The sequence below is a fragment of the Stenotrophomonas sp. 22LJNL06-5-1 genome, assembly GCF_056861455.1.
The window spans coordinates 73824-94447 of record NZ_JBSPUE010000007.1 but is presented as its reverse complement, the minus strand read 5'-3'; the positions used below and the strand labels follow the sequence as shown (position 1 = coordinate 94447).

Sequence of the window (20624 nt, the reverse complement as noted above, 5' to 3'; positions counted from 1 at the left end):
AACATGTTGGGTAAATTGACGTGGGAGGCCGTGCCACTGCACGAGCCGATCGTCGTGGTCACATTGGCGGCCATGGTGCTGGGCGGCCTCGCGCTGCTCGGCGCGGTGACGTACTTCAAGCTGTGGGGTCCGCTCTGGCGTGACTGGTTCACCACCGTGGACCACAAGAAGATCGGCATCATGTACGTGGTGGTGGCGCTGGTCATGCTGGTGCGTGGCTTCGCCGATGCGCTGATGATGCGCGCGCAGCTGGCGGCGGCTGGGCCGGGCAGTGACGGCTTCCTGCCACCGGAGCACTACGACCAGATCTTTACCGCGCACGGCGTGATCATGATCTTCTTCGTGGCCACCCCGTTCGTGGTCGGACTGATGAACATCATCGTGCCGCTGCAGATCGGCGCGCGCGACATGGCGTTCCCGTTCCTAAACGCCTTCAGCTTCTGGATCTTCGTGGTCGGCGCAGCGCTGATGATGATCTCGCTGGGCGTTGGCGAGTTCGCCATGACCGGCTGGGTCGCCTATCCGCCGCTGTCGGGCATCGAGTTCAGTCCAGGCGTCGGCGTGGACTACTACATCTGGGCATTGCAGGCTTCGGGCATCGGCACGCTGCTGACCGGCGTCAACCTGTTCATCACCATCCTGCGCATGCGTGCGCCGGGCATGACCCTGATGAAGATGCCGGTGTTCACCTGGACCGTGCTGGTCACCAGCGTGATCATCATCGCCGCCTTCCCGATCCTGACCGTGGCGCTGGGTGCACTCACCCTGGACCGTTACCTGGACTTCAACTTCTACACCAACACGTTGGGTGGCAACCCGATGATGTACGTGAACCTGGTGTGGGCCTGGGGCCATCCGGAGGTGTACATCCTGGTGCTGCCGGCGTTCGGCATCTTCTCTGAAGTGACTGCCACGTTCGCGCGCAAGAAGCTGTTCGGCTACAAGTCGATGGTGGGCGCCACGCTGGCGATCGGCATCCTGTCGTTCATCGTCTGGCTGCACCACTTCTTCACCATGGGCTCCGGTGCCAGCGTCAATGCCTTCTTCGGCATCATGACGATGATCATCGCCATCCCCACCGGCGTGAAGATCTTCACCTGGCTGTTCACCATGTACGGCGGCCGCGTCGAGTTCAGCGTGCCGATGCTGTGGACCATCGCCTTCCTGGTCACCTTCACCATCGGTGGCATGACCGGCGTGCTGCTGGCCATTCCGGGCGCGGACTTCCTGCTGCACAACAGCCTGTTCCTGGTCGCGCACTTCCACAACACCATCATCGGCGGCGCGCTGTTCGGCTACCTGGCCGGCTTCGCCTACTGGTTCCCGAAGGTGTTCGGCTTCACCCTCAACGAGCGCCTGGGCAAGTGGTCGTTCGCCTGCTGGGTGATCGGCTTCTACCTGGCCTTCATGCCGCTGTACATGCTGGGCTTCATGGGCATGACCCGCCGCATGAACCAGTACGACAACCCGGCGTGGACGCCGTACCTGATCGCCGCCTTCATCGGTGCGCTGTTCGTGTTCGCGGGCATCATCCTGATGCTGGTGCAGATCTACGTGAGCGTGCGCGACCGCAAGCGCAACCTGGACCTGACCGGCGACCCGTGGAACGCACGCACGCTGGAATGGGCCACGCCGTCGCCGCCGCCGTTCTACAACTTCGCCGTGGTGCCCAAGGCCGATGAGCTGGACGCCTTCCACGAAGCGAAGAAGCGTGGCCTGCCGCCGCCGCCGAAGAAGTACGCACCGATCCACATGCCGAAGAACACCGGCGTGCCGCTGATCCTCAACATCTGGATCCTGGTGCTGTGCTTCGCCCTGGTCTGGCACATCTGGTGGATGGCCGCGGCCAGCTTCATCGCGATGATCGTGACCCTGATCGTGCGGTCCTACGACGAGGATGTGGACTACTACGTCAGTTCCGAAGAGGTGGCGCGCACCGAAGCGGCCAACCTCGCCAAGCTGAAGGAGGTACGCGCATGAACCTGTTGACCCGCCCCGAGCTGGCCAGCGACACGCAGGCACACGAGGACCACCACGAACACGACCATGGCCACGAACAGGGAGGCATGAAGGTGTTCGGCATGTGGGTCTACCTCATGTCCGACCTGGTGCTGTTCGGTTCGCTGTTCGCCTCGTACGCGGTGCTCAGCACCGCCTACGCCGGGGGCCCCACCGGCAAGGACCTGTTCTCGCTGCCGTTCGTGATGGCCGAGACCTTCCTGCTGCTGGTCTCCAGCATCACTTACGGCCAGGCCGTACTGGCGATGCATCGCCACGATGCCTCGGCGGTGCTGCGCTGGCTGGGCGTGACCTTCGTGCTCGGTGCCTCGTTCATCGGCATGGAGATCTACGAGTTCTCGCACCTGATCCACGAAGGCGCAGGCCCGAGCACCAGTGCCTACCTGTCGGCGTTCTTCGCGCTGGTCGCCACCCACGGCCTGCACGTGGCCAGCGGCCTGATCTGGATGGCGGTGGTCATGCACCAGGTCTACCGCCGTGGCCTGACTCCGACCAACATCACCCGTGTTTCGTGCCTGAGCCTGTTCTGGCACTTCCTGGACCTGGTGTGGATCTGCGTCTTCACCTTCGTCTACCTGATCGGAGCCTTCTGACATGGCCCACGTCGAAACCTCGCGCGCCGGCAATGCGCACGGCTCCACCAAGTCCTACCTGATCGGCTTCGTGCTGTGCGCGCTGCTGACCGTGGTGCCGTTCGCACTGGTGATGAACCCGGTGCTGTCGCGGCCGCTGACCCTGTTCCTGCTGGTCGGCTTCGCGGTGGCGCAGATCCTGGTACAGCTGGTCTATTTCCTGCACATGGACCGCAAGTCAGAAGGTGGCTGGAACCTGGCCAGCTTCGTTTTCACCCTGGTGATCCTGTTCATCATCGTCGCGTTGTCGGTGTGGATCATCTGGAGCATGCACTACCACATGATGATCAACTGACCGTGGCCGGGGTGATCGGCACGGACCGCACGATCACCCCGGCACCTCAGCCTTCTTTTCCCCACAAGGGCAGGCCTGACCGAGACCCCGCCCGCATCTGCGTTGGTGGTACCCGTGAAGCGTGTTGCTGCTGTTGTCCGTTCGTTGTTCTCTCCCCATTTCCGCCTGCCGCTGCTGGCCGGCCTGGCCGTCGGCCTGCTGGCTGGCTGCAGCGCGCAGTCGCGCATGGACTTCTATTCGAAGGACATCGCCTGCGAAGAACTTGGCCAGCAGTGGTCGATGCCCGACAGCCACGGCACCGTGCGTGGCCCGAAGGATCTGCAGGGGCAGGTGACCTATCTGTTCTTCGGTTTCACCAGCTGCCCGGATGTCTGCCCGACCACCATGGTCGAGCTCAGCCAGGTCAAGCACCTGATGGGCAAGGATGCCGATCAGCTGCAGGTGGTGTTCGTCAGCGTTGACCCGGCGCGCGACACGCCGGAGGTTGCGCGCACCTATGTGGAAGCGTTCGACGCCAAGGCCATCGCACTGGTCGGCAATGAAGCACAACTGGCCGCGATGGCCAGCGACTTCAAGGCGTTCTACGAGAAGGAACCCGGCCCGGTACCGGAGACCTACACCATGAGCCACATCGCGGGCGGTTACGTGTTCGACCGCCAGGGCCGCCTGCGCCTGTTCGCGCCCTACGGCATGCCGGTGGACAAGCTGTTCTCCGACGTACAGCGCCTGCTGCTGGAGCCCGCTCATCAAGCCGCCGGCAACGACGCACTGGCCAGCTGCAGCCGCAAGCACAGCGACACACTCGCCGCCCGCTGACGCTGGTGGGTGCCAACCTTGGTTGGCACGTCTGGATCTGCTGTTGGTGGGTGCCGACCGTTGGTCGGCACATCTCCCACACCAATCCCCCGGCCGGCCAGGAGAGCCAACCGGCCGGGGGCACCACTCAACGCCTTACTTGGATTCTTCCCACTGCACCACGTCCGGCTCGGCCGCCTTGATGCCGGCGGTCGACAGCAGCTTGGTGGTCGCATCCAGGGCCGCGTTCACCGACGGGTACTCCACAATCGCGCGGCCCGAGGCCTTGGATACCTTCACCACGGTGCCGCCGGTGGCGGTGGCCGCACGCTGGGCCGAGGCCGCATCGGTGAAGAACACCTTGACCCGTGAGGTCGCCACTACCGGCGCGCCATCGTTGGAGACAGCGGCCGCAAACTTGCTGGCACCGGCATCCGCACGTGCGGCCACACCGGTAGACGCGTCGGTGGACCGCTTGCTGCGGGCGCCGACGGCCGCGGCGCTGGCATCAGCCCCGGTGGTGATCCGGAACTGACCGCCGCTGGCCGGCTGCACGGTTGCCGACGGCGCCAGCTGGAAGCGCGCGCCGCCCACATTGAACGAACGGCCGGTGGCCTCCGCCTTCAACTGCTGCGTGTCTACGGTCGACAAGGTCTTCGCCGGAGGTGTCTGGCCCGAGCTCTGTGCCCAGGCGGTGGTGGTCATCGCCGCGAGGGCGAGGGTGCTCAACAGAATGGTCGTCTTCATCATCAGTGCCCCAGAACGCGGATCTTGAAGAATTCGAGGTTGCCACGCGATGCAGCGTTCGCGGCCTGCCCCAGGTCGGTAACTTCCAGCGTCCAGGTGCCCGTGGCGTTTTCATCCAGGAAGGCATTGCTGGACAGCAGGTCCCAGTTGGTGAAGTTGCGCTGGACACCATTGAGGCCAGAGCCGATCGCGGTGAATGCCGGCTGCACCACGCTGCGCGTGCCACTGGGCGAGACCAGCACGAACTGCAGCTGGCGGGTGTTGCTGTGGTTGACCCGGAAGCCCAGCTGCACGCTTTCGATGTTGCGCGCACCGTTGGCCAGCTGGAAGGTCAGGCGTGCAGCAGCGGCCGAGGTATTGCCGATGGCCACGGTGCGCGTCGTGTTGCGCCAGCCGCTGTCCACCAGTGCACCCAGCGACTGGAAGTTCTCGGCGACCTCTACTGCACGGGCGGCGTTGACTACACCGAAGCCGTACCAGTTGCTGTAGGCGCGGCCGGCGGCATTCACCGTCCAACCCGGCACCAGCACGCGGCCATCGGAGTGCGTGACCGCCGCCCGGTTCGGGTCATTGCGGGTGGCGGTGGTGGCCAGGATGTACTTCACATCGCGGTAGGACAGGTTCGGGTTGGTCTCCAGCAGCAGTGCCGCCACGCCCGACACCATCGGCGTGGCCGCCGAGGTACCGTTCATCTTGCCGGTGTAGTTGCAGGTGCTGTCGATGGCGGACTGATCGCCGTCCAGTGTGTTGCGCAGGCTCGTGTTCTTGTTGCTGCCCTGTGCGCAGCCGGTGACGTCGGTGGTGAGAATGGCCGGATCGTAGCGGACCGCCAGCTGCCCCGGCACGACCTGCCGCTGCCAGCCATTCTCGCCGCCGAAGCCGGACACCCACAGCGCCGAGCCGGTGGACGAGTAGGACGAGCGCACGCCATCGGCGCGCACGGCGGCTACGGTGATCACGTTGAACAGGTTGTTGCGTGGATCGCGGCCGGCCGGAATGCAACCGGTGTTGCGGTTCTTGGTGTCCGCCGAGCAGATGTCGGTGCCATCCGAGCGTGCGCCGTTGTTGTGGTTGTTGCCGGCGGCTTTCACGTAGATGCCACCGCGCCCGCCACGGGTGCCGGACATGGCCTGCTCATAGGCGGTGATGTCGTTCTGGCTGTAGGCCAGCGGCAGGTTGGGGTTGCCTGGGCTGGAGCCCCAGCTGTTGTTGAAGACCCCCACGTCGGCTACTTCGGCGCCGTCCCACCACGAGTACTCGATGTTGGAGTTCGAATTGCCCTGGGCATTGGATGCCAGGAAATTGAAGCCCTTGAGTGTGGCCGCCGAGGCGACGCCGCGCACGCCCAGGTTGTTGGCGCCCACCGCACCGGCGATGCCGCCGACCATGGTGCCGTGATTGTCGCGGTCCGGATTGGACGGTGAAGGGTTGTTGCTCTGGTTGGCGAAGTTCTTGCCCGCGACCGCCGCCACGTTGGCGGCCAGGTCCGGGTGGGCAATCTGCAGGCCGTCATCGACGATGGCGATGGTCACGCCCTGGCCACGGATGCCATTGCGGAACAGGCCATCCACGTTGAGATCGTTGCCGGCCACCGGCAGGGTATCGCCCAGTGCGGCCTGCCCGGTGTTGAGCAGGTGCCACTGCCGTCCGGCCAGCGGATCGGCCTGCTGGGCGTGGGCGGTGACGGCCAGGCTGCCCAGCACCAGGGCAGTGGCAAGGGCCAGGCGCGCGGAGCGCGGTGGCGCGGAGCGTTGCGTGTGTCGCTTCATACACGAATCCTTCTGTTGTGAATCGGCATGGCAGGACGGCGGGGCGGAACTGCCCCATCGCAACGAGCCAAACGCGACACAACGAACAACCCCCTACCTCTTCACACATCCAATCTGCAGATGTGCCGATTGCGTCACAAACACTTATGCCGCGGGGTAATGACGACTGCCGTGCCCCGCATCTTGTGGACGCCAACCTTGGTTGGCACGCGTATCCACGCAGGGCGCGGATCTACCAGGCGTCATCGCGCGCCCTCACATCCGGCTGTGCTACTACAGCCCGTGCACCCTTCCGCATCGGAGCACGATGATGGTCAACCCTCTGGCCCAGGCCCATCGCGGCCTCGGCACCACGCTGTTCAGCCTGTTGAACCCGATACCCTTCGGCTTCTTCGTTGGCGCACTGATCTTCGACGCGATCTACCTCAACAGCGCCGAGGTGATGTGGGGCAAGGCCGCTGCCTGGCTGATCACCTTCGGCCTGCTGATCGCCATCCTTCCGCGCCTGATCAACCTATTCGCGGTCTGGCGCCGCAACGGCACGGCCACCCGCATCGACCGCATCGACTTCTTCCTCAACCTGGTCGCAGTCGTGCTGGCCATCTGGAACGCCTTCGTGCACAGCCGCGATGCGTATGCCGTTGCCGTGCCGGGTACGATCCTGTCGGCGCTGACCGTGGCCCTGATCGCCCTGGGCCTGATCCTGCTGTCACTGCAGCCGCCGGTGCTGCAGGGAGGTCGTCATGGTTAAGCACATCCTGCCCACCGTGGCCGCCCTGGCGCTGGCCGTGATGCTGTCGGCCTGCGCGGGCAAGGCCGAATACCACCCCACCGACCAGTCGGGTGCGAAGCCACCGCTGCCGGCGCCGAAGAACTTCCTGATGCCGCCGATGCAGGTGCCACGCGGCGTGGGCTGGGCCGATGGCCAGTCGCCCACGGTGGCCGAAGGCCTGAAGATCGAGCGCATCGCCGCCAACCTGCAGCATCCACGGCGGCTGCTGACGCTGCCCAACGGCGATGTGCTGGTGGTGGAGGGCAATGGCCCCGGCGAAGAACCGGTCACCACGCCCAAGCAGTGGATCGCCGGCAAGGTGAAGGCGCGCTCGGGCAAGGCCGGCAAGGGCGGCAACCGGGTCACCCTGCTGCGGCGCACGCCGGGCACCGATACCTGGACGCAGCACGTCTACATCGAAGGCCTGCACTCGCCGTTCGGCATCCAGCTGATCGGTGACACGCTGTACGTGGCCAATACCGGCAACATCATGCAGTACCACTACGTGCCCGGCGAAACCCGTATGTCCGACAAGGGCCGCGAGTTCACCGACCTGCCCAGCACCATCAACCACCACTGGACCAAGGAACTGCTGGCCAGCCGCGATGGCCGCAAGCTGTACGTGGGCGTCGGCTCCAACAGCAACATCACCGAAAATGGCCTGGCCGTTGAATACCGCCGCGCAGTGGTGCTGGAAGTGGACGTGGCCACCCGTGGCAGCCGCATCTATGCGTCGGGCATCCGCAACCCGACCGGACTGGACTGGGAGCCGAGTACCGGCACGCTGTGGGCGGTGGCGAACGAACGCGACGAGATCGGTGCCGACCTGGTGCCTGATTACCTCACCTCGGTGAAGGAAGATGGCTTCTACGGCTGGCCCTACAGCTACTACGGCCAGCACGTGGACGAGCGTGTGCAGCCGCAGCGACCGGATCTGGTGGCCAAGGCGATCGTGCCGGACTACGCCATCGGCTCGCACGTGGCACCGCTGGGCCTGCTGTTCTACACCGGCCAGGCACTGCCGGCGCAGTACCACGGCGGCGCCTTCATCGGCGAGCACGGTAGCTGGGACCGTTCACCGCTGAGTGGCTACGAAGTGGTCTACGTACCGTTCAAGGACGGCAAGCCGACCGGGCGGCCGCAGACCGTGGTCAGCGGCTTCGCCTCGAAGGACGAGAAGACACTGATGGGTGCGCCGGTGGGCATGGCGATGGATGCCGAAGGCGCGCTGCTGGTGGCCGACGACGTGGGCGACGTGGTGTGGCGGGTGTCGGCCAAGTAATTCTGTAGAGCCGAGCCCATGCTCGGCTTACGCGCGCAACGCGGGTTTCCGTGCACCGAACGAAGAGCAGCCGAGCATGGGCTCGGCTCTACAGTTCCGCGGTACTGCTGCGGAACCCGCTGAACACCGACTCGGCAGCAAACCCCACGCCGCCCAGCAGCACGCCGAAATACACCACCGTGGCCACCACGAAGCCGTAACCGGCCGCCACTGCCGCGCCGTCGCGCTGGATGAAGCCAATCGCAAAAGACATCAGCGCCAATGCCGGCAGCGTGTTGCTGAAGGGAATCGGCCCGGCCGGCGCCATCAGCAGCAGGGTCGCGAACACCAGCATCAGGTTGTTCAGGCGCATCATCTTCTTCGAGCGCACCATCACCGCCAGCCGCATCGGCCGCGACAACCGCTCCATGCGGTGCACCCACTTCAGCGCACGGCCGAGGTTGGCCTTCAGCTTGTCGGTGGCGATCTCGCGGCGTGCCAGCTTCTGCGGCACCCACAGCGGGCGGTTGCGCACCCGGCTCAGGCCGATCAGCAGGATCGAGGCACCAAACACCGTACTCAGCCCGGGAATCGATACCGGAATGATGAAGATGGCCGAGAGCAGGATCACGATCAGCAACAGGCCTTCATCGCCCAGCGCGCTGAGCAGGGTGCCGACGCTCACCTGGTCGCCGGGCAGCTCGTCGATCATCTGCTCGATCTGCTGGGCCAGGGGAGCGCTGTCGTTGGTTTCGGGGGCACGGTAGGTCATGCGTCGCAAGGTTCTCCAGGGAAGGGCGGTCAATGGGCCGTCCTGCGGTGGGGGACGCACAGGCTCCCGCAGTATCCCGGCCAACGTGGGCAAAGAGGTGAACCGGGCATGAGGGGGTAAACTGGCGTGCCCCGCACGAGTTGAACGCAATGGACATGGGCCGCAGGCAATCGACCATCGAACTGGTCGCCATCGACATGGATGGCACCCTGCTGGATCCCGCCCACACACTCACCGCGCGGGCCAAGCAGGCGATCGCGCAGGCGCGCGCGCTGGGGGTGCACATCGTGCTGACCAGTGGCCGCCCGGTTCCCGGCCTGGCACCGTTCCTGCACGAGCTGGGCATCACCGGCGACGACGACTACTGCATCGCCTGCAATGGCGGCCTAGTGCAGCGCATCGGCACGCGCGAAACCGTGGTCGAGTATCCGCTCAGCTTCGACGATTTCCTGTTCTGCGAGCAGGTGGCCCGCGAAGTGGGCGTGCACTTCCAGGCGCTGGACAGCCAGCGCATGTACACGCCCAACCAGGACATCAGCTACTACACCGTGGCCGACTCGCATCTCTCGCGGATGCCACTGTCCTACCGCCGCGTGGAAGACATGGACCCGTCGATGTCCTTCATCAAGCTGATGATGATCGACGCGCCGGACGTGCTGGATGCCGCCATCGCGCGCCTGCCCAGCGAACTGACCGAGCGCTTCGCGGTGCTGAAGAGCGCACCGTTCTTCCTGGAAGTGTTTGACCACCGCGCCGGCAAGGGGCCAAGCCTGCAGAAGCTGGCCGAGCACCTGGGCATCGACCGCACCAACGTGATGGCCATCGGCGATCAGGAAAACGACCTGACCATGCTGCAGTACGCCGGTACCAGCGTGGCGATGGGCAATGCCATTGATGCAGTGAAGGCGGTTGCCCGATTTGAAACCACCAGCAATGCCGATGAAGGCGTGGCGCGCGCCATTGAGCGTTTCGTCCTGCAGTAACCGCGCGTCCCCATGCCCTGGTAGGTGCCAACCTCTGTTGGCACACTCCGCCCCGGTAGGTGCCAACCTTGGTTGGCACACAAAAACGGCAAGCGCAGATCAAGATCGGCCCCACCACGCCGGGGCTATACCCACGTATAACCCACCCATCCCTATCGCCATCGGCGCTGTACCACCGCGCAATGGCGAATGCGGCAGACCGATGCAAGAATTTCGCACGTCGAAATCACGCCATCGAATTCTGAGGCAGATGATCGTCTTCCTCTGCAACTGACCGGCGCGCACTGCGCCGTCACTCCCTCAACGCAATCGCACCGCCAGCCAAGGCGCCGACACCGGTGCTGCAACGCGCTGGGCGTGCGCCTGCGCCGCTCTCTCCCTGCACCCTGGATCTGCCCATGAACACCCCACCCACGACGCGCCTCGCCCTGGCCATCATCGCGGCCATCACCGCACCTGCGTACGCCGCAGAAACGCACGATGCCGCGCACGACTCGCCCACCACGCTCAACGCCCTGCAGGTCATCGCCACACCACGCGGCGCCGCTGTTGCACCGACCCAGGTGGTTGGCCCGAACCGCTACATCATCAAGGCCGAGGACCTCGACGCGATGGTCACCGGCAACAACGGCCTGGCCATGCTCAAGCAGGTACCCGGCGCCAGCTACACCGCCACCGACGGGCTGGGCCTGGATATCTCGGCCACCAGCCTGTTCGTGCGCGGCTTCCGCATGAATGAAATGGGTATCACCTTCGAGGGCGTGCCGCTGAACGACAACGGCTTCCTCTCGCTCACCGGCACCAGCGTGGTGAACGTGGGCGTGCCCGATGGCATCGGCGCGATCACGGTCAGCCCGGGAGGCGCACCGGTCAGCGTGTTCTCCAGCAGCGTCAATGGCGGCAGCCTGGAATACCGCCTGCGCGAGCTGCAGGACACGCCCAGCCTGCGCGTGAAGCAGGGCGTGGGCAGCAACAACACGCTGGTCACCAGCGTATCCGGGCAGAGCGGCCAGCTCGGCGAGCATGGCCCGAAAGTATTGGTCGACCTGCAGCGCGTATCGGCTGACAAGTACCAGGGCGAGGGCACGCAGAACTTCCTGCGCGGCGACCTGAAACTGCAGCAGGATGTTGCCTGGGGTGATTTCACCGTGTTCCTGTCCGACAGCAAGGCCAAGGTCTGGGGCTACAACAACATCTCCTTCGACATGATCCGCAAGCTGGGCTGGAAGGCCGACATCTTCTATCCGGACTATGCGTGGGCCTGGTACGTGGCCTCGCCGGAGAATGCGGACAAGTCCTGCGGCGCCTACACCTGCGGTAAGCTGTCCGAACTGATTCCGTACGACACCGGCCAGACCACCCGCGACCGCGTGTCTTCGATCAACCATCGCTTCCAGATCACTCCGGCGCTGAGCGGCAACGTGCAGCTGTACAACGCCAACAGCCACACCCAGGCCACGTTGACCGACCCGACCGTACCGTCGCCCAACGGCGCGCCGTTCTCCGAACAGGTGCAGACACCGCGTGTGAATCGGCTGGGTGGCATGGTCAACCTGCAGTTCGAGACCGGCGCGCACACCTTCACCGCCGGCTTCTGGCAGGAGAAGAGCAAGGCCGCGGCCAAGACCGAGTGGTACCAGCAGCCGTTGCTGGGCGAGGGCCCGCCGCTGAAGGCCACCGGTCCGTTCGATGTGTACGGCCCCGCGTTCAAGACCGACAACGCGTCGAGCTGGGTGACCCGCTCGCGCCAGTTCTACCTGCAGGACGACATCGTGCTGAACGACACGCTGAAGCTGGGTGTCGGCTTCAAGGCCGTGGACTTCCGCACCAGCGGTGGCGGTCTCGGCGATGCCAAGGATCGTCCGGTGAACGGCACGCTGCGCGCGAAGAGCAACTTCCTGCCGCATGTCTCGCTGTTCTGGAGCCCGACCGAATCCACCGATGCCTTCATCGACCTGGCCAATACCATGAACGGCTATCGCGTCGCTCAGCGCGGCAATATCGGCTACACCGCCTCGGCGTGGACCATCACCGACCAGGAAGAGTTCGACCGCGTGGCGGGCACGCTGCGCCCGGAGAAGAACTGGAACCTGACCGTGGGCGCATCGCATCGTTTCGATCGGCTGACGATCACCGGCGATGTGTTCTACAACGACATCCGCAACCGCCTGCTGTCGGCCGCCATCGGCACCCAGTTCGCGCAGATCAACACCGTGCGACTGATGCCGAAGATGCACGTGATCGGCGCCGACCTCGGCATCACCGCCGACCTGAGCCACCACCTGCAGTTCTACCAGGGCGTGGCCGTGGCCCGTTCGTACTACGACAGTGATTTCGTGGTGGGCGACACGGTGTACCCGATCAAGGGCAATGCCCAGCCGGGTTACCCGCAGATCTCGCTGGTCAGTGACCTGTCCGCCCACTTCGGTGACTGGCGCTTTGGTGCCACCAGCACCTCCTACCTGCGCCAGCCCTTCACCTACGAGAACGACATCCGCGTGCCGACCTTCTGGCAGGTCAACACCTATGCCGCCTACCGCTTCGGTGCGGACAGCGCCGTGCCCGGTCTGGAGCTGCGGCTGGACGTGAGCAACCTGTTCAACCGCCACAACATCGGCACCGCCACCATCGCCGGCTCGTCGTTCTCGGGGGATTACCAGACCCTGCAGCGCAGCGCGCCACGGCAGTTGATGTTCAGTACCTCGATGACCTTCTAGTTAGATCCAGGCCATGCATGGATGCACTTGGCGGCCCCCCAAACCCCACCGGCCCCCCCCTTGGGCAATCAACAGGGATTTTCTGGCGGCGGCGCAAGGTTCCCACAATGTTGCTGGGTCATCCTGTCGGCATGGCTCAGTACAACCCGCGATCACCGTTGTTCGACATCCGGAGCCCGGGACGGCTCCGGCAGGCGCCGTCCGTGACGCCTGTGATCGACCTGCAGGCCGAGTACCAGTTCTGGCACGTCTACGAGCGCGTGGTCCGTCCGCTGCCCGGTGGGGGGCTGCGGCTGGCCTGGCTGGTGTGCCAGAAGGTGTACCGGGACCGGTGGCAGCACCCGGACGACAGCGACGAGGCGGCGTTGTCGCGGGTGCTGTTTGGCGGGAACATGACGGCTGACCGGGCGTCGGAGCTGGCGGAGCTGCACGCGCTGGTCAGCCGTCGGGTGGCGTTGCTGGCGAAGCGGGCGCGGGTGGATTCCGCGGCGTGATGCGCGCCCTTGGTAGGGTCGACTGTTAGTCGACCGCTCTTCGCATCTACCTCTCAGAAGGCCGCGCTTCGTGCGCGAGTCGACCAACGGTCGACTCTACCAATAGCCAACCCGACCGGCATTTCTAAGGCTTTCCCCGATCCAACTGCCGATACCCGATCGCCTCAGCCAGATGCGCCGTCTGGATCGTTTCGCAACCCGCCAGATCCGCAATCGTGCGCGCCACGCGCAGAATCCGGTGCATGGCCCGCGCGGAAAGTTGCAGGCGTTCAATTGCCTGCTCCAGTAAGTCCTGATCGGCCTCGCTCAGCTTCGTGCACGCCCGCAGCGCCGCTGGCGGCAGATGCGCATTGAGCCCGCCACGCACCTGCTGCCGCACATGCGCGGCTTCCACCCGTGCACGTACCGCGCCACTGGGCTCGCCCAGCGGCGTGCTTTCCCGTAGCTCCACTGCATCCATGCGCGCCACACTGATATGCAGGTCGATGCGATCCAGCAGCGGGCCGGAAACGCGCGCGCGGTAGCGGTTGATCCGTTCATCGCTGCACAGGCAGCGGTTGCTGCGGTCGCCGGCCCAGCCGCACGGGCAGGGATTCATCGCGGCCACCAGTTGGAACCGCGCGGGGTACTGCACGCTGCGTGCCGCGCGGGCGATGCGGATGTGGCCGGACTCCAGTGGCTCGCGCAGGGTCTCCAGCGCGCTGCGATTCCACTCCGGAAGCTCATCAAGGAAGAGGACTCCATGGTGGGCCAGTGATATCTCACCGGGGCAGGGCGGGTTGCCCCCGCCTACCAGCGCCGCCGCACTGGCACTGTGATGCGGTGCCCGAAAGGGCCGCTGCCGCCACCGTCGTGGGTCCAGTCCTTCGCCACTCACCGATGCAATCGCGGCCAGCTGCAGCGCCTCAGTCTCTTCGGTATCCGGCAACAGGCTGGGCAGGCGCGAGGCCAGCAGTGTCTTGCCGCAGCCAGGACTGCCGATCAGCAGAAGGTGGTGACCACCCGCTGCGGCAACCTCCAACGCACGCCGCGCATGCGCCTGCCCGCGCACGTCGGCCAGATCGGGCAGCGGTAACTGTGACGTGTCCACGCGCTCCACGGGTGGCAACAAGCGCGGATTGCCCAACCCGGCGCAGCATTCCAGTAGCGTGCGCGCCACGCGCACATCAGCGTGCTCGGCCAACGCCGCCTCGGCGGCATTGCCCGGCGGCACCACCAGGATGCGGCCGGCATCAGCCGCCGCAATCGCAGCCGGCAGCGCACCCGCCACCGGCCGCAGTTCGCCGGTCAGCCCCAGCTCGCCCAGGAACTCGTATTGCAGCAGCGACTGCGGATCGACCTGGCCACTGGCCGCCAGAATGCCCAGCGCGATGGCCAGGTCGTAGCGCCCACCTTCCTTGGGTAGATCGGCGGGCGCGAGGTTCAACGTGATGCGCCGCTGCGGAAAGTCAAAGCGCGCGCAGAGCAGGGCGGCTCGCACGCGCTCGCGTGATTCGCGAACGCTGGTCTCGGCCAGGCCGACAATCTGGGTGACAGGCAGGCCGCCAGAGAGATGCACTTCCACCCGCACCAGCGGGGCATCGACCCCGGCGCGGGCGCGGCTATGGACCAGCGCCAGGCTCATGTGTGGTTTCCTGCGGATGGATGTTTGATGGTGCGGCAGGCGTTCGGCACGGCGCCATCGGGCATTGCGGGTGAAACGGCTAGGGGGATTCCGGTCAAGGGCGATCCCTTTCCCCGAACAGACATCGCTGCGCATCAGAAGTCTCCGCGCTGAACTGCCAGGATCGCGCCTCGATCCTCGATGGATACACCCAGCCGGCGGTTGCATAATCAGCGTACGAAGCGGTTCTCACTTCGGCTTGCGTCTGAGTAGAGAGGATGGAATGAAGATTGTTGCAGCACAGATGCGATCAGCCCCTGGCGACATCGATGGCAATATCGAACGGCACGTGCACTTCATTGAACTGGCCGCTTCGTGTGGCGGTGCAGCGGTCTTCTTTCCGGAGATGTCGCTGACCGGCTATGAGCCACGGTTGGCCGAACAGCTGGCAATGACTGCAGATGATGCACGTCTGGAGGTATTCCAGTCGCTGAGCGATCGGCACCAGATTCTGGTCGCAGTCGGTGGGCCCTATCGTGGCAATGATGGGCCGGAGATCGGCATGTTCGTGTTCCGCAGCGGTCAGACACCGGCTGTCTACACCAAACAGATGCTCCACGCCGACGAACTGCCTTACTTCAGGGCAGGGACCAAGCCCCTGTCAGTAACCCTTGGAGAGGAGATTCTGGTCCCCGCCATCTGCTTCGAGTCGCTACAGATGGATAACGCACTGCAGGCCAAGGACGCCGGAGCAACGGTCTACGTTGCCAGTGTTACAAAGAACATGATCGGTATGGAACGCGCTCACCGCCATTACGCAACAATCGCGCGGGAGCTCGGGATGATCGTGTTGGTATGCAACGGCGTGGGCCATGCCGATGGATTCGAGATGATGGGAGGCACTGCAGCCTGGGACAGCAGTGGTGCGCTGAGATGCGGCGCCGAGACTGAAGGCGAAGCGTTGGTGGTGTATGACCTCGAAGAACAAAGCGGCAGTGCCGTGGCGCTGCAAGCAATGGGTATCCCGGGAGTGCGGGCTAGCGCCCGGGAAACGTGACTGGGAAGCAACTTCAGCAGCGGGCTTTGCACTACTAGTTCGAGTCACTTGAGTACCAAGCCACTCAAATGAAAAGTCAGCGTACTGGGAACTTCGCTTGTCCATGCAGGGGATGGGTTCTGGTGAGGCTGTTGCGGGCATGGATGGAGGGCCGTACTGCCAATTCAGCCCTCACATGATGAAGTCGAGCGGCGGGTGGCTAAATGCATTGCATTGCTTCAGGCCAGGCATGCTCGTCCTGGATCCCTTTGATTGATCGACCGTTGCCATGGGGCGAAAGCGCGGACAATAGTCGGGCGTGTTCGGTCTTTCGCCCCTACCTTGTTGGCCCTCGACGCATGAACCATCCTGACAGGTTGCCCGTACCGGGCCAGGCAACTGGGCGGGCCTAGAGGCGTTGCAGCGTCGTCGAGTAAGCGTCGTAGGTGGACTGACAGTTTCCCCGGACGTAGTCCAACGATTTGGAATGAAGACCTCGGAGGAGGACGCAATAGGGGGTTGCTGGGCTCAGCCACGGGTGTAGCGCCTGTTCAGTCGGCAATCCCGTGTCTTTGCGTGCAACCAAATGTGGCGCCTGCATATGCTAGCTTTGGAATGTTCCAATGCTGGCCCGGATGCCTAATGAACTACGCTGAATGGATTCATGAGCAACACGCGCGGTGCGTGCCGATCGAGCAGATCGCCGAGGATGTCCTGGATGGGCCAGTCTTGTCGGTAGATGCCGAGCGCCTTACTTCCCTGTTGCAGGATGTGAGCCAGCTGCTGGCGGTGCCCGTGGCTGATATACAGATCGTTGGCTCGGCGCGCTTTGGCTTCTCGCTACGCGATGGCGCGCCATTCGACCCCTCTTTTTCGGACCTGGACCTGGCCGTCGTCAACGCTGGGCTGTACCAGCGGTGCTCGGCGGTAACGGTGGCATCTGCCGATACGGCCCGCTTTCCAGAGCGTGATTTCCCCTTGGAGGAGCGCATCGCGGTGCGCAAGGCATTCGATGCGCTTTCACTTTCGGTGGCCGATCGCTTCGCCTACGTCTCGGTCGCGGTGTTCCCGGATCAGGCTGCCCTGGTACGTGCGCAGGCGGGCCGCATTAGCGCCTATCTCGGTGTAGCGAGCCAGGTACCTACTGTCAGGCAGGTGGATGCCGTGCCAGCCAATGCCGTTGAAACCGACTTCCAGCGCATTGTGGATGAGGGCCTGCCGCCATACCTGCTGCCCATTGCGGCCAGCACCCCAGGCAACGCCTCGCCCTGGCTGGCCGACAGCGCGGCCTTCCATCGCGCCTTCGGCGGAAGCGAGCTGCGGCAGGTGAGGCTGGCAGCTTTGCGAAGCGCCTTCGCTGACCTGGCACAGGTGGTGGATGTGCAGTGCTGCCTCGTAGGCGGAAGCTTCCTCGACGTATCCAATACCGCGCCGAACGACCTCGACATCGTGACGTTCTACCGTGCCCGGGCAGATGTCCGCTTCGAGCCTGGCCGCGCCCTGCAGCGGCTGACCCGCAAATTCCTGCTTGAGCACATCGACATGCGATTCGTGCCGTGTGACGCCGAGCCGTGGCTGATGGTCAAGCTAACCTCGTACTTCACGATGCTGTATCAGTCGCGAAGGCCAGGTATGGAGGAGCGCGACTCTGGCTTGGTGCTATTGCTGCCGGACAGGACACTGGCCTGAGCATGTCGATGGATGCAGACTCCTCCCCCGCATCTACGCTCGGGATTGTAGCCCGGACATTGATGCCGCTGGTGCCCCCGGAGCCCTCAGCGGAGCTGAAGATACGCTTGCAGGGCTGCGAGACCGCATTGTCCGCATTGCAACCCTGCTACCGTCCTTGCGACCAGCTATGGGCAAATCGAGACAAGCCGCCACTGCGGGAGGCTGTGCACCAGCTCCGCCATCGGCTCTCGCCCTATATGCGAATGCCGGCACTGAGCCTCCGGGTGCTGGGCAACCGGGAGGAAAGCGAAGCACTGATCTATCAACGATGGCGGCGGACGCTGTCCGGGCCACTATCGACGCCAGACGTGCAGCACTTCATTGCCCTCTCCACCGGCGGTGATGGTGGCCTGCGTACTCGTCCGGTAGGTCTCCGCTCGCAGGATGGGCGCACGCTCCTGCCGATGGTCGAGGCCCAAGATGCTGTCGAGCGTTTAGCTGAGTTGCTCTCCCGGCAAGTTGACGTCAGGCCTGGCCACGGCGTCAGCGCTGCAGTGCAGATGCTGGCGCTGGCCAACAATGCCCACGCTTTTTCCGATGGCAACGGCCGGCTGGGGCGTGCGCTGTTCAATTTCTGCCTACACCGTGCCGGACTTCCGGAGGCCTGCTTCATTCCCTTGAAGGTACTGACGGTGCTGTCCCGGGGCGGCTACGAAGTGCGTCTGCGCGAAGCGGAACTGTACGGCCGCTGGGATGGGCTATACGCCTATCACTGTACCGCAATCGAGTTGTATGCCTGGCTGGGACAGCAGCCGGTCATGCCTGTCCAGAAAGAGGGTATCTGATGTTCAACAAACGCTACTGGCGGGTGCAATCCGAAGTCAGCGAATGCGGGCTGGCGTGCCTGGCGATCTGCTCGTCCATGCTGGGCGCGGATCTGGAAATGAGTGAGCTGCGGCGCAAGTATCACAACTCCCAGCGTGGCGTGGATCTGAACCAGCTGATCGCGCTGGCCAGCGCGCTGGACATGCAGTGCCGGCCGGTACGCTGCGAGCCCAGTGACCTGAAGCATCTGGGCACACCGGCCATCCTGCACTGGAAGCTCAACCATTTCGTGGTGCTGGAGAAGGTCTCGCGCGGCCGCTATCACATCATCGACCCAGCCCATGGCTCGCTGTCCTTCAGTGAGGCGGAGCTTTCCAAAGCCTTCACCGGTATCGCGGTGGAGGTTAGTTCCTCGCCCAGCTTCCGTCCACGCAAGCAGCGTTCACCCCTCAACATCTGGTCGATGATCCGCTTCAAGGGCGGTGTCGGCACCGCGCTGTTCCATACGCTGGTCTACACGCTGTTGCTCCAGGGCTTTGTGCTGCTGTCACCATTCTTCATGCAGCTGGCGGTGGATGAAGGTGTGCTGCGCGGTGATCGTGGATTCCTGATGGCACTGGCGCTGGGATTTGGTGCAGTGGCCGTGTTCAACAGCCTGGCTGAAGCGCTGCGGGGCGTCACGCTACAGCGCGCCTCCGCCTTGATGGGGTGGGACATGAGCCGACGCCTGTTCCATCATCTGGTCAGTCTGCCGCTAACGTGGTTTCATCGGCGCCGCTTGGCCGACGCGCTTTCGAGAATGGAGTCGATCGACCCCATTCGCCAGCTGATCGCCAACGGGCTTATCAGCGCGCTGCTCGATGGTGTTCTGGCCTTGGGCATCATCGTATTGATGTTTGTCTACTCGCCACTGATGAGCCTGGTGGCGCTGACTGCGCTGGGGCTGTACGTGCTGATGCGGGTGGCCGCCATCCCGCTGTCGATGAAGATGGGCATGGCCAGCCTTCAGGCGAACATCGCCGAGCGTGGCACACGCATCGAAACGTTACGCGCAATGCAGTCGATCAAGACCATGGGCGGCGAGTTCTCGCGTGAATCGATCTGGGCCAACAAGTACGCCGATCTGGTGCGTGCCTCGTTGAACAGCGCCAACCTACAGATCGGGATCGGTGCGGGGCGCACCCTGCTCGATGGCGTCAGCCTGGTCGCCATCGTCTACATCGGTGCTCAGGCAGTGCTGGCGAACACCCTGACGGTGGGCGCATTGTATGCCTTCGTAGCCTACCGGCAGCAGCTGAGCAACCGCCTGACCACGCTGGTGGACCAGTGCATCGCCTGGCGCCTGACCGAGCTCCATTCGGACCGTATTGCCGATATCGCGCTAACTCCGAGCGAAGAGGGATTCAGCAAGGATCCCTCGGCATCGGACAGCATGGAAGGACATATTCAGCTACGTTCGGTTTACTTCCAATACTCGGCGCAGGAGCCACCGACGCTGAAGGACATCAATCTGACAATCGAGCCGGGCGATTTCGTGGCCATCACTGGGCCCTCCGGTTGCGGGAAAAGCACACTGGTGAAGGTGCTGACCGGGCTGTACCCGCCCAGTGCCGGTGAACTGCTCTACGATGGATTGAACATTGTCAGTTGGGGCCCGCGCGTGGTGCGTCAGCGGATGGGCGTGGTGATGCAGGACGATGAACTGCTGACCGGCTCGATCGTGGAGAACGTGACCTTCTTTGCTGAGCGCCCGGACATGTCGCTGGTATGGGAGTGTCTGGAGATGGCGGCAATGAAAGAGGACGTGCAGCGCATGCCGATGCAGCTGGAAACGCTGGTGGGCGACATGGGCTCGACCCTCTCCGGTGGCCAGAAGCAACGATTGCTGCTGGCCCGTGCGCTGTATCGCAAGCCGAGCATCCTGGTGCTGGACGAGGCAACCGCCAATCTGGATGTGGCGCGCGAGAGCCGAATCTACCAGGCGCTGGCGCAGCTGGATATCACCCGCATCCTGATTACCCATCGTCCCGACACAATGCGCTTGGCTGACAGGTTGGTACGCATCGATCAAGGGCGGATAGTCGGCGATACTCGCAAACCAGCAGCCGCAGCGGCACCGACCGTCAACCTCATTCCTGTTGTCGTAACCCCGCAGGCATCGGAACCAGCAGCCCATCCAGCGGCGAACGTATCTCCAGCACCGGATCTACTTTGAGGCGCATGCCTGGAGTCG

Annotated in this window: 17 protein-coding genes; 13 read left to right on the top strand and 4 right to left on the bottom strand. The window is 64.3% G+C overall.

Features of this window, described 5'->3' with window-relative positions; all coding sequences use genetic code 11:
• The first annotated feature begins 3 nt into the window (after nt 1–3).
• The 4 genes from cyoB to AC13GF_RS15490 all read left to right on the top strand — a co-directional run bounded on the left by cyoB (nt 4) and on the right by AC13GF_RS15490 (nt 3762).
• Nucleotides 4–1980 (top strand): cytochrome o ubiquinol oxidase subunit I, encoded by a 1977-nt coding sequence (cyoB, locus tag AC13GF_RS15505; RefSeq protein ID WP_006474876.1) that lies wholly within the window; start codon nt 4–6, stop codon nt 1978–1980.
• Nucleotides 1977–2612, top strand: coding sequence for a cytochrome o ubiquinol oxidase subunit III (gene cyoC, locus AC13GF_RS15500; protein WP_014648729.1), 636 nt, complete (start codon nt 1977–1979; stop codon nt 2610–2612). Before cyoB ends, cyoC begins: the two co-directional genes overlap by 4 nt.
• A 1-nt stretch (nt 2613) precedes the next feature.
• Entirely contained in the window at nt 2614–2946 is a 333-nt protein-coding gene (gene cyoD, locus AC13GF_RS15495; RefSeq protein WP_005411473.1) for a cytochrome o ubiquinol oxidase subunit IV, read from the top strand.
• Between the two features lie 144 nt (nt 2947–3090).
• Entirely contained in the window at nt 3091–3762 is a 672-nt protein-coding gene (locus AC13GF_RS15490; protein ID WP_483005333.1) for an SCO family protein, read from the top strand.
• A gap of 135 nt (nt 3763–3897) precedes the next feature.
• Here AC13GF_RS15490 and AC13GF_RS15485 read toward each other — a convergent pair whose 3' ends face one another.
• Nucleotides 3898–4491, bottom strand: coding sequence for a S8 family serine peptidase (locus tag AC13GF_RS15485; RefSeq protein WP_483005200.1), 594 nt, complete (start codon nt 4489–4491; stop codon nt 3898–3900).
• Nucleotides 4491–6257 (bottom strand): S8 family serine peptidase, encoded by a 1767-nt coding sequence (locus AC13GF_RS15480; RefSeq protein ID WP_483005199.1) that lies wholly within the window; start codon nt 6255–6257, stop codon nt 4491–4493. Before AC13GF_RS15480 ends, AC13GF_RS15485 begins: the two co-directional genes overlap by 1 nt.
• Nucleotides 6258–6567: 310 nt before the next feature.
• Between AC13GF_RS15480 and AC13GF_RS15475 the strand changes: the two genes are divergently transcribed.
• Nucleotides 6568–7008 (top strand): DUF2231 domain-containing protein, encoded by a 441-nt coding sequence (locus tag AC13GF_RS15475; protein ID WP_005411469.1) that lies wholly within the window; start codon nt 6568–6570, stop codon nt 7006–7008.
• Complete coding sequence (locus AC13GF_RS15470; RefSeq protein WP_483005198.1) at nt 7001–8311, top strand: PQQ-dependent sugar dehydrogenase; 1311 nt, start codon at nt 7001–7003, stop codon at nt 8309–8311. Before AC13GF_RS15475 ends, AC13GF_RS15470 begins: the two co-directional genes overlap by 8 nt.
• 88 nt (nt 8312–8399) lie before the next feature.
• Here AC13GF_RS15470 and AC13GF_RS15465 read toward each other — a convergent pair whose 3' ends face one another.
• Nucleotides 8400–9062: an exopolysaccharide biosynthesis protein gene (locus AC13GF_RS15465; protein ID WP_049444347.1), complete on the bottom strand. Its 663-nt coding sequence runs from the start codon at nt 9060–9062 to the stop codon at nt 8400–8402.
• Between the two features lie 149 nt (nt 9063–9211).
• Here AC13GF_RS15465 and yidA point away from each other — a divergent pair, with 149 nt between their 5' ends.
• The 3 genes from yidA (at nt 9212) to AC13GF_RS15450 (ending at nt 13256) form a co-directional block, all read left to right on the top strand.
• A complete protein-coding gene (yidA, locus tag AC13GF_RS15460) occupies nt 9212–10045 on the top strand; it encodes a sugar-phosphatase (protein ID WP_483005197.1) in 834 nt (277 codons plus the stop codon).
• Between the two features lie 398 nt (nt 10046–10443).
• Nucleotides 10444–12762 (top strand): TonB-dependent receptor, encoded by a 2319-nt coding sequence (locus tag AC13GF_RS15455; protein ID WP_483005196.1) that lies wholly within the window; start codon nt 10444–10446, stop codon nt 12760–12762.
• A gap of 107 nt (nt 12763–12869) precedes the next feature.
• Complete coding sequence (locus AC13GF_RS15450) at nt 12870–13256, top strand: hypothetical protein (protein ID WP_483005195.1); 387 nt, start codon at nt 12870–12872, stop codon at nt 13254–13256.
• A 124-nt stretch (nt 13257–13380) separates the two neighbouring features.
• On the opposite strand, the gene AC13GF_RS15445 is transcribed toward AC13GF_RS15450, so the two are convergent.
• Nucleotides 13381–14880: a YifB family Mg chelatase-like AAA ATPase gene (locus tag AC13GF_RS15445; RefSeq protein WP_483005332.1), complete on the bottom strand. Its 1500-nt coding sequence runs from the start codon at nt 14878–14880 to the stop codon at nt 13381–13383.
• Between the two features lie 262 nt (nt 14881–15142).
• On the opposite strand from AC13GF_RS15445, the gene AC13GF_RS15440 reads away from it, so the two are divergent.
• The 4 genes from AC13GF_RS15440 (at nt 15143) to AC13GF_RS15425 (ending at nt 20606) form a co-directional block, all read left to right on the top strand.
• Nucleotides 15143–15916 carry a carbon-nitrogen hydrolase family protein gene (locus AC13GF_RS15440; protein ID WP_483005194.1) on the top strand — a complete coding sequence of 258 codons (774 nt, stop codon included), beginning with the start codon at nt 15143–15145 and terminating at the stop codon, nt 15914–15916.
• A 621-nt stretch (nt 15917–16537) separates the two neighbouring features.
• On the top strand, nt 16538–17584 hold the full coding sequence (locus AC13GF_RS15435; protein ID WP_483005193.1) for a DUF6932 family protein: 1047 nt from the start codon (nt 16538–16540) through the stop codon (nt 17582–17584).
• A gap of 62 nt (nt 17585–17646) precedes the next feature.
• Complete coding sequence (locus tag AC13GF_RS15430; RefSeq protein ID WP_483005192.1) at nt 17647–18411, top strand: Fic family protein; 765 nt, start codon at nt 17647–17649, stop codon at nt 18409–18411.
• Nucleotides 18411–20606, top strand: coding sequence for a peptidase domain-containing ABC transporter (locus AC13GF_RS15425; protein WP_483005191.1), 2196 nt, complete (start codon nt 18411–18413; stop codon nt 20604–20606). Before AC13GF_RS15430 ends, AC13GF_RS15425 begins: the two co-directional genes overlap by 1 nt.
• The last annotated feature ends 18 nt before the right edge of the window (nt 20607–20624 follow it).

Bases quoted from the DNA above. Each gene is read 5' to 3' on its own strand.
- cyoB (WP_006474876.1), top strand. From the start codon at position 4: ATGTTGGGTAAATTGACGTGGGAGGCCGTGCCACTGCACGAGCCGATC.
- cyoC (WP_014648729.1), top strand. From the start codon at position 1,977: ATGAACCTGTTGACCCGCCCCGAGCTGGCCAGCGACACGCAGGCACAC.
- cyoD (WP_005411473.1), top strand. From the start codon at position 2,614: ATGGCCCACGTCGAAACCTCGCGCGCCGGCAATGCGCACGGCTCCACC.
- AC13GF_RS15485 (WP_483005200.1), bottom strand. From the start codon at position 4,491: ATGATGAAGACGACCATTCTGTTGAGCACCCTCGCCCTCGCGGCGATG.
- AC13GF_RS15480 (WP_483005199.1), bottom strand. From the start codon at position 6,257: ATGAAGCGACACACGCAACGCTCCGCGCCACCGCGCTCCGCGCGCCTG.
- AC13GF_RS15475 (WP_005411469.1), top strand. From the start codon at position 6,568: ATGGTCAACCCTCTGGCCCAGGCCCATCGCGGCCTCGGCACCACGCTG.
- AC13GF_RS15470 (WP_483005198.1), top strand. From the start codon at position 7,001: ATGGTTAAGCACATCCTGCCCACCGTGGCCGCCCTGGCGCTGGCCGTG.
- AC13GF_RS15465 (WP_049444347.1), bottom strand. From the start codon at position 9,062: ATGACCTACCGTGCCCCCGAAACCAACGACAGCGCTCCCCTGGCCCAG.
- yidA (WP_483005197.1), top strand. From the start codon at position 9,212: ATGGACATGGGCCGCAGGCAATCGACCATCGAACTGGTCGCCATCGAC.
- AC13GF_RS15455 (WP_483005196.1), top strand. From the start codon at position 10,444: ATGAACACCCCACCCACGACGCGCCTCGCCCTGGCCATCATCGCGGCC.
- AC13GF_RS15450 (WP_483005195.1), top strand. From the start codon at position 12,870: ATGTTGCTGGGTCATCCTGTCGGCATGGCTCAGTACAACCCGCGATCA.
- AC13GF_RS15445 (WP_483005332.1), bottom strand. From the start codon at position 14,880: ATGAGCCTGGCGCTGGTCCATAGCCGCGCCCGCGCCGGGGTCGATGCC.
- AC13GF_RS15440 (WP_483005194.1), top strand. From the start codon at position 15,143: ATGAAGATTGTTGCAGCACAGATGCGATCAGCCCCTGGCGACATCGAT.
- AC13GF_RS15435 (WP_483005193.1), top strand. From the start codon at position 16,538: ATGAACTACGCTGAATGGATTCATGAGCAACACGCGCGGTGCGTGCCG.
- AC13GF_RS15430 (WP_483005192.1), top strand. From the start codon at position 17,647: ATGCCGCTGGTGCCCCCGGAGCCCTCAGCGGAGCTGAAGATACGCTTG.
- AC13GF_RS15425 (WP_483005191.1), top strand. From the start codon at position 18,411: ATGTTCAACAAACGCTACTGGCGGGTGCAATCCGAAGTCAGCGAATGC.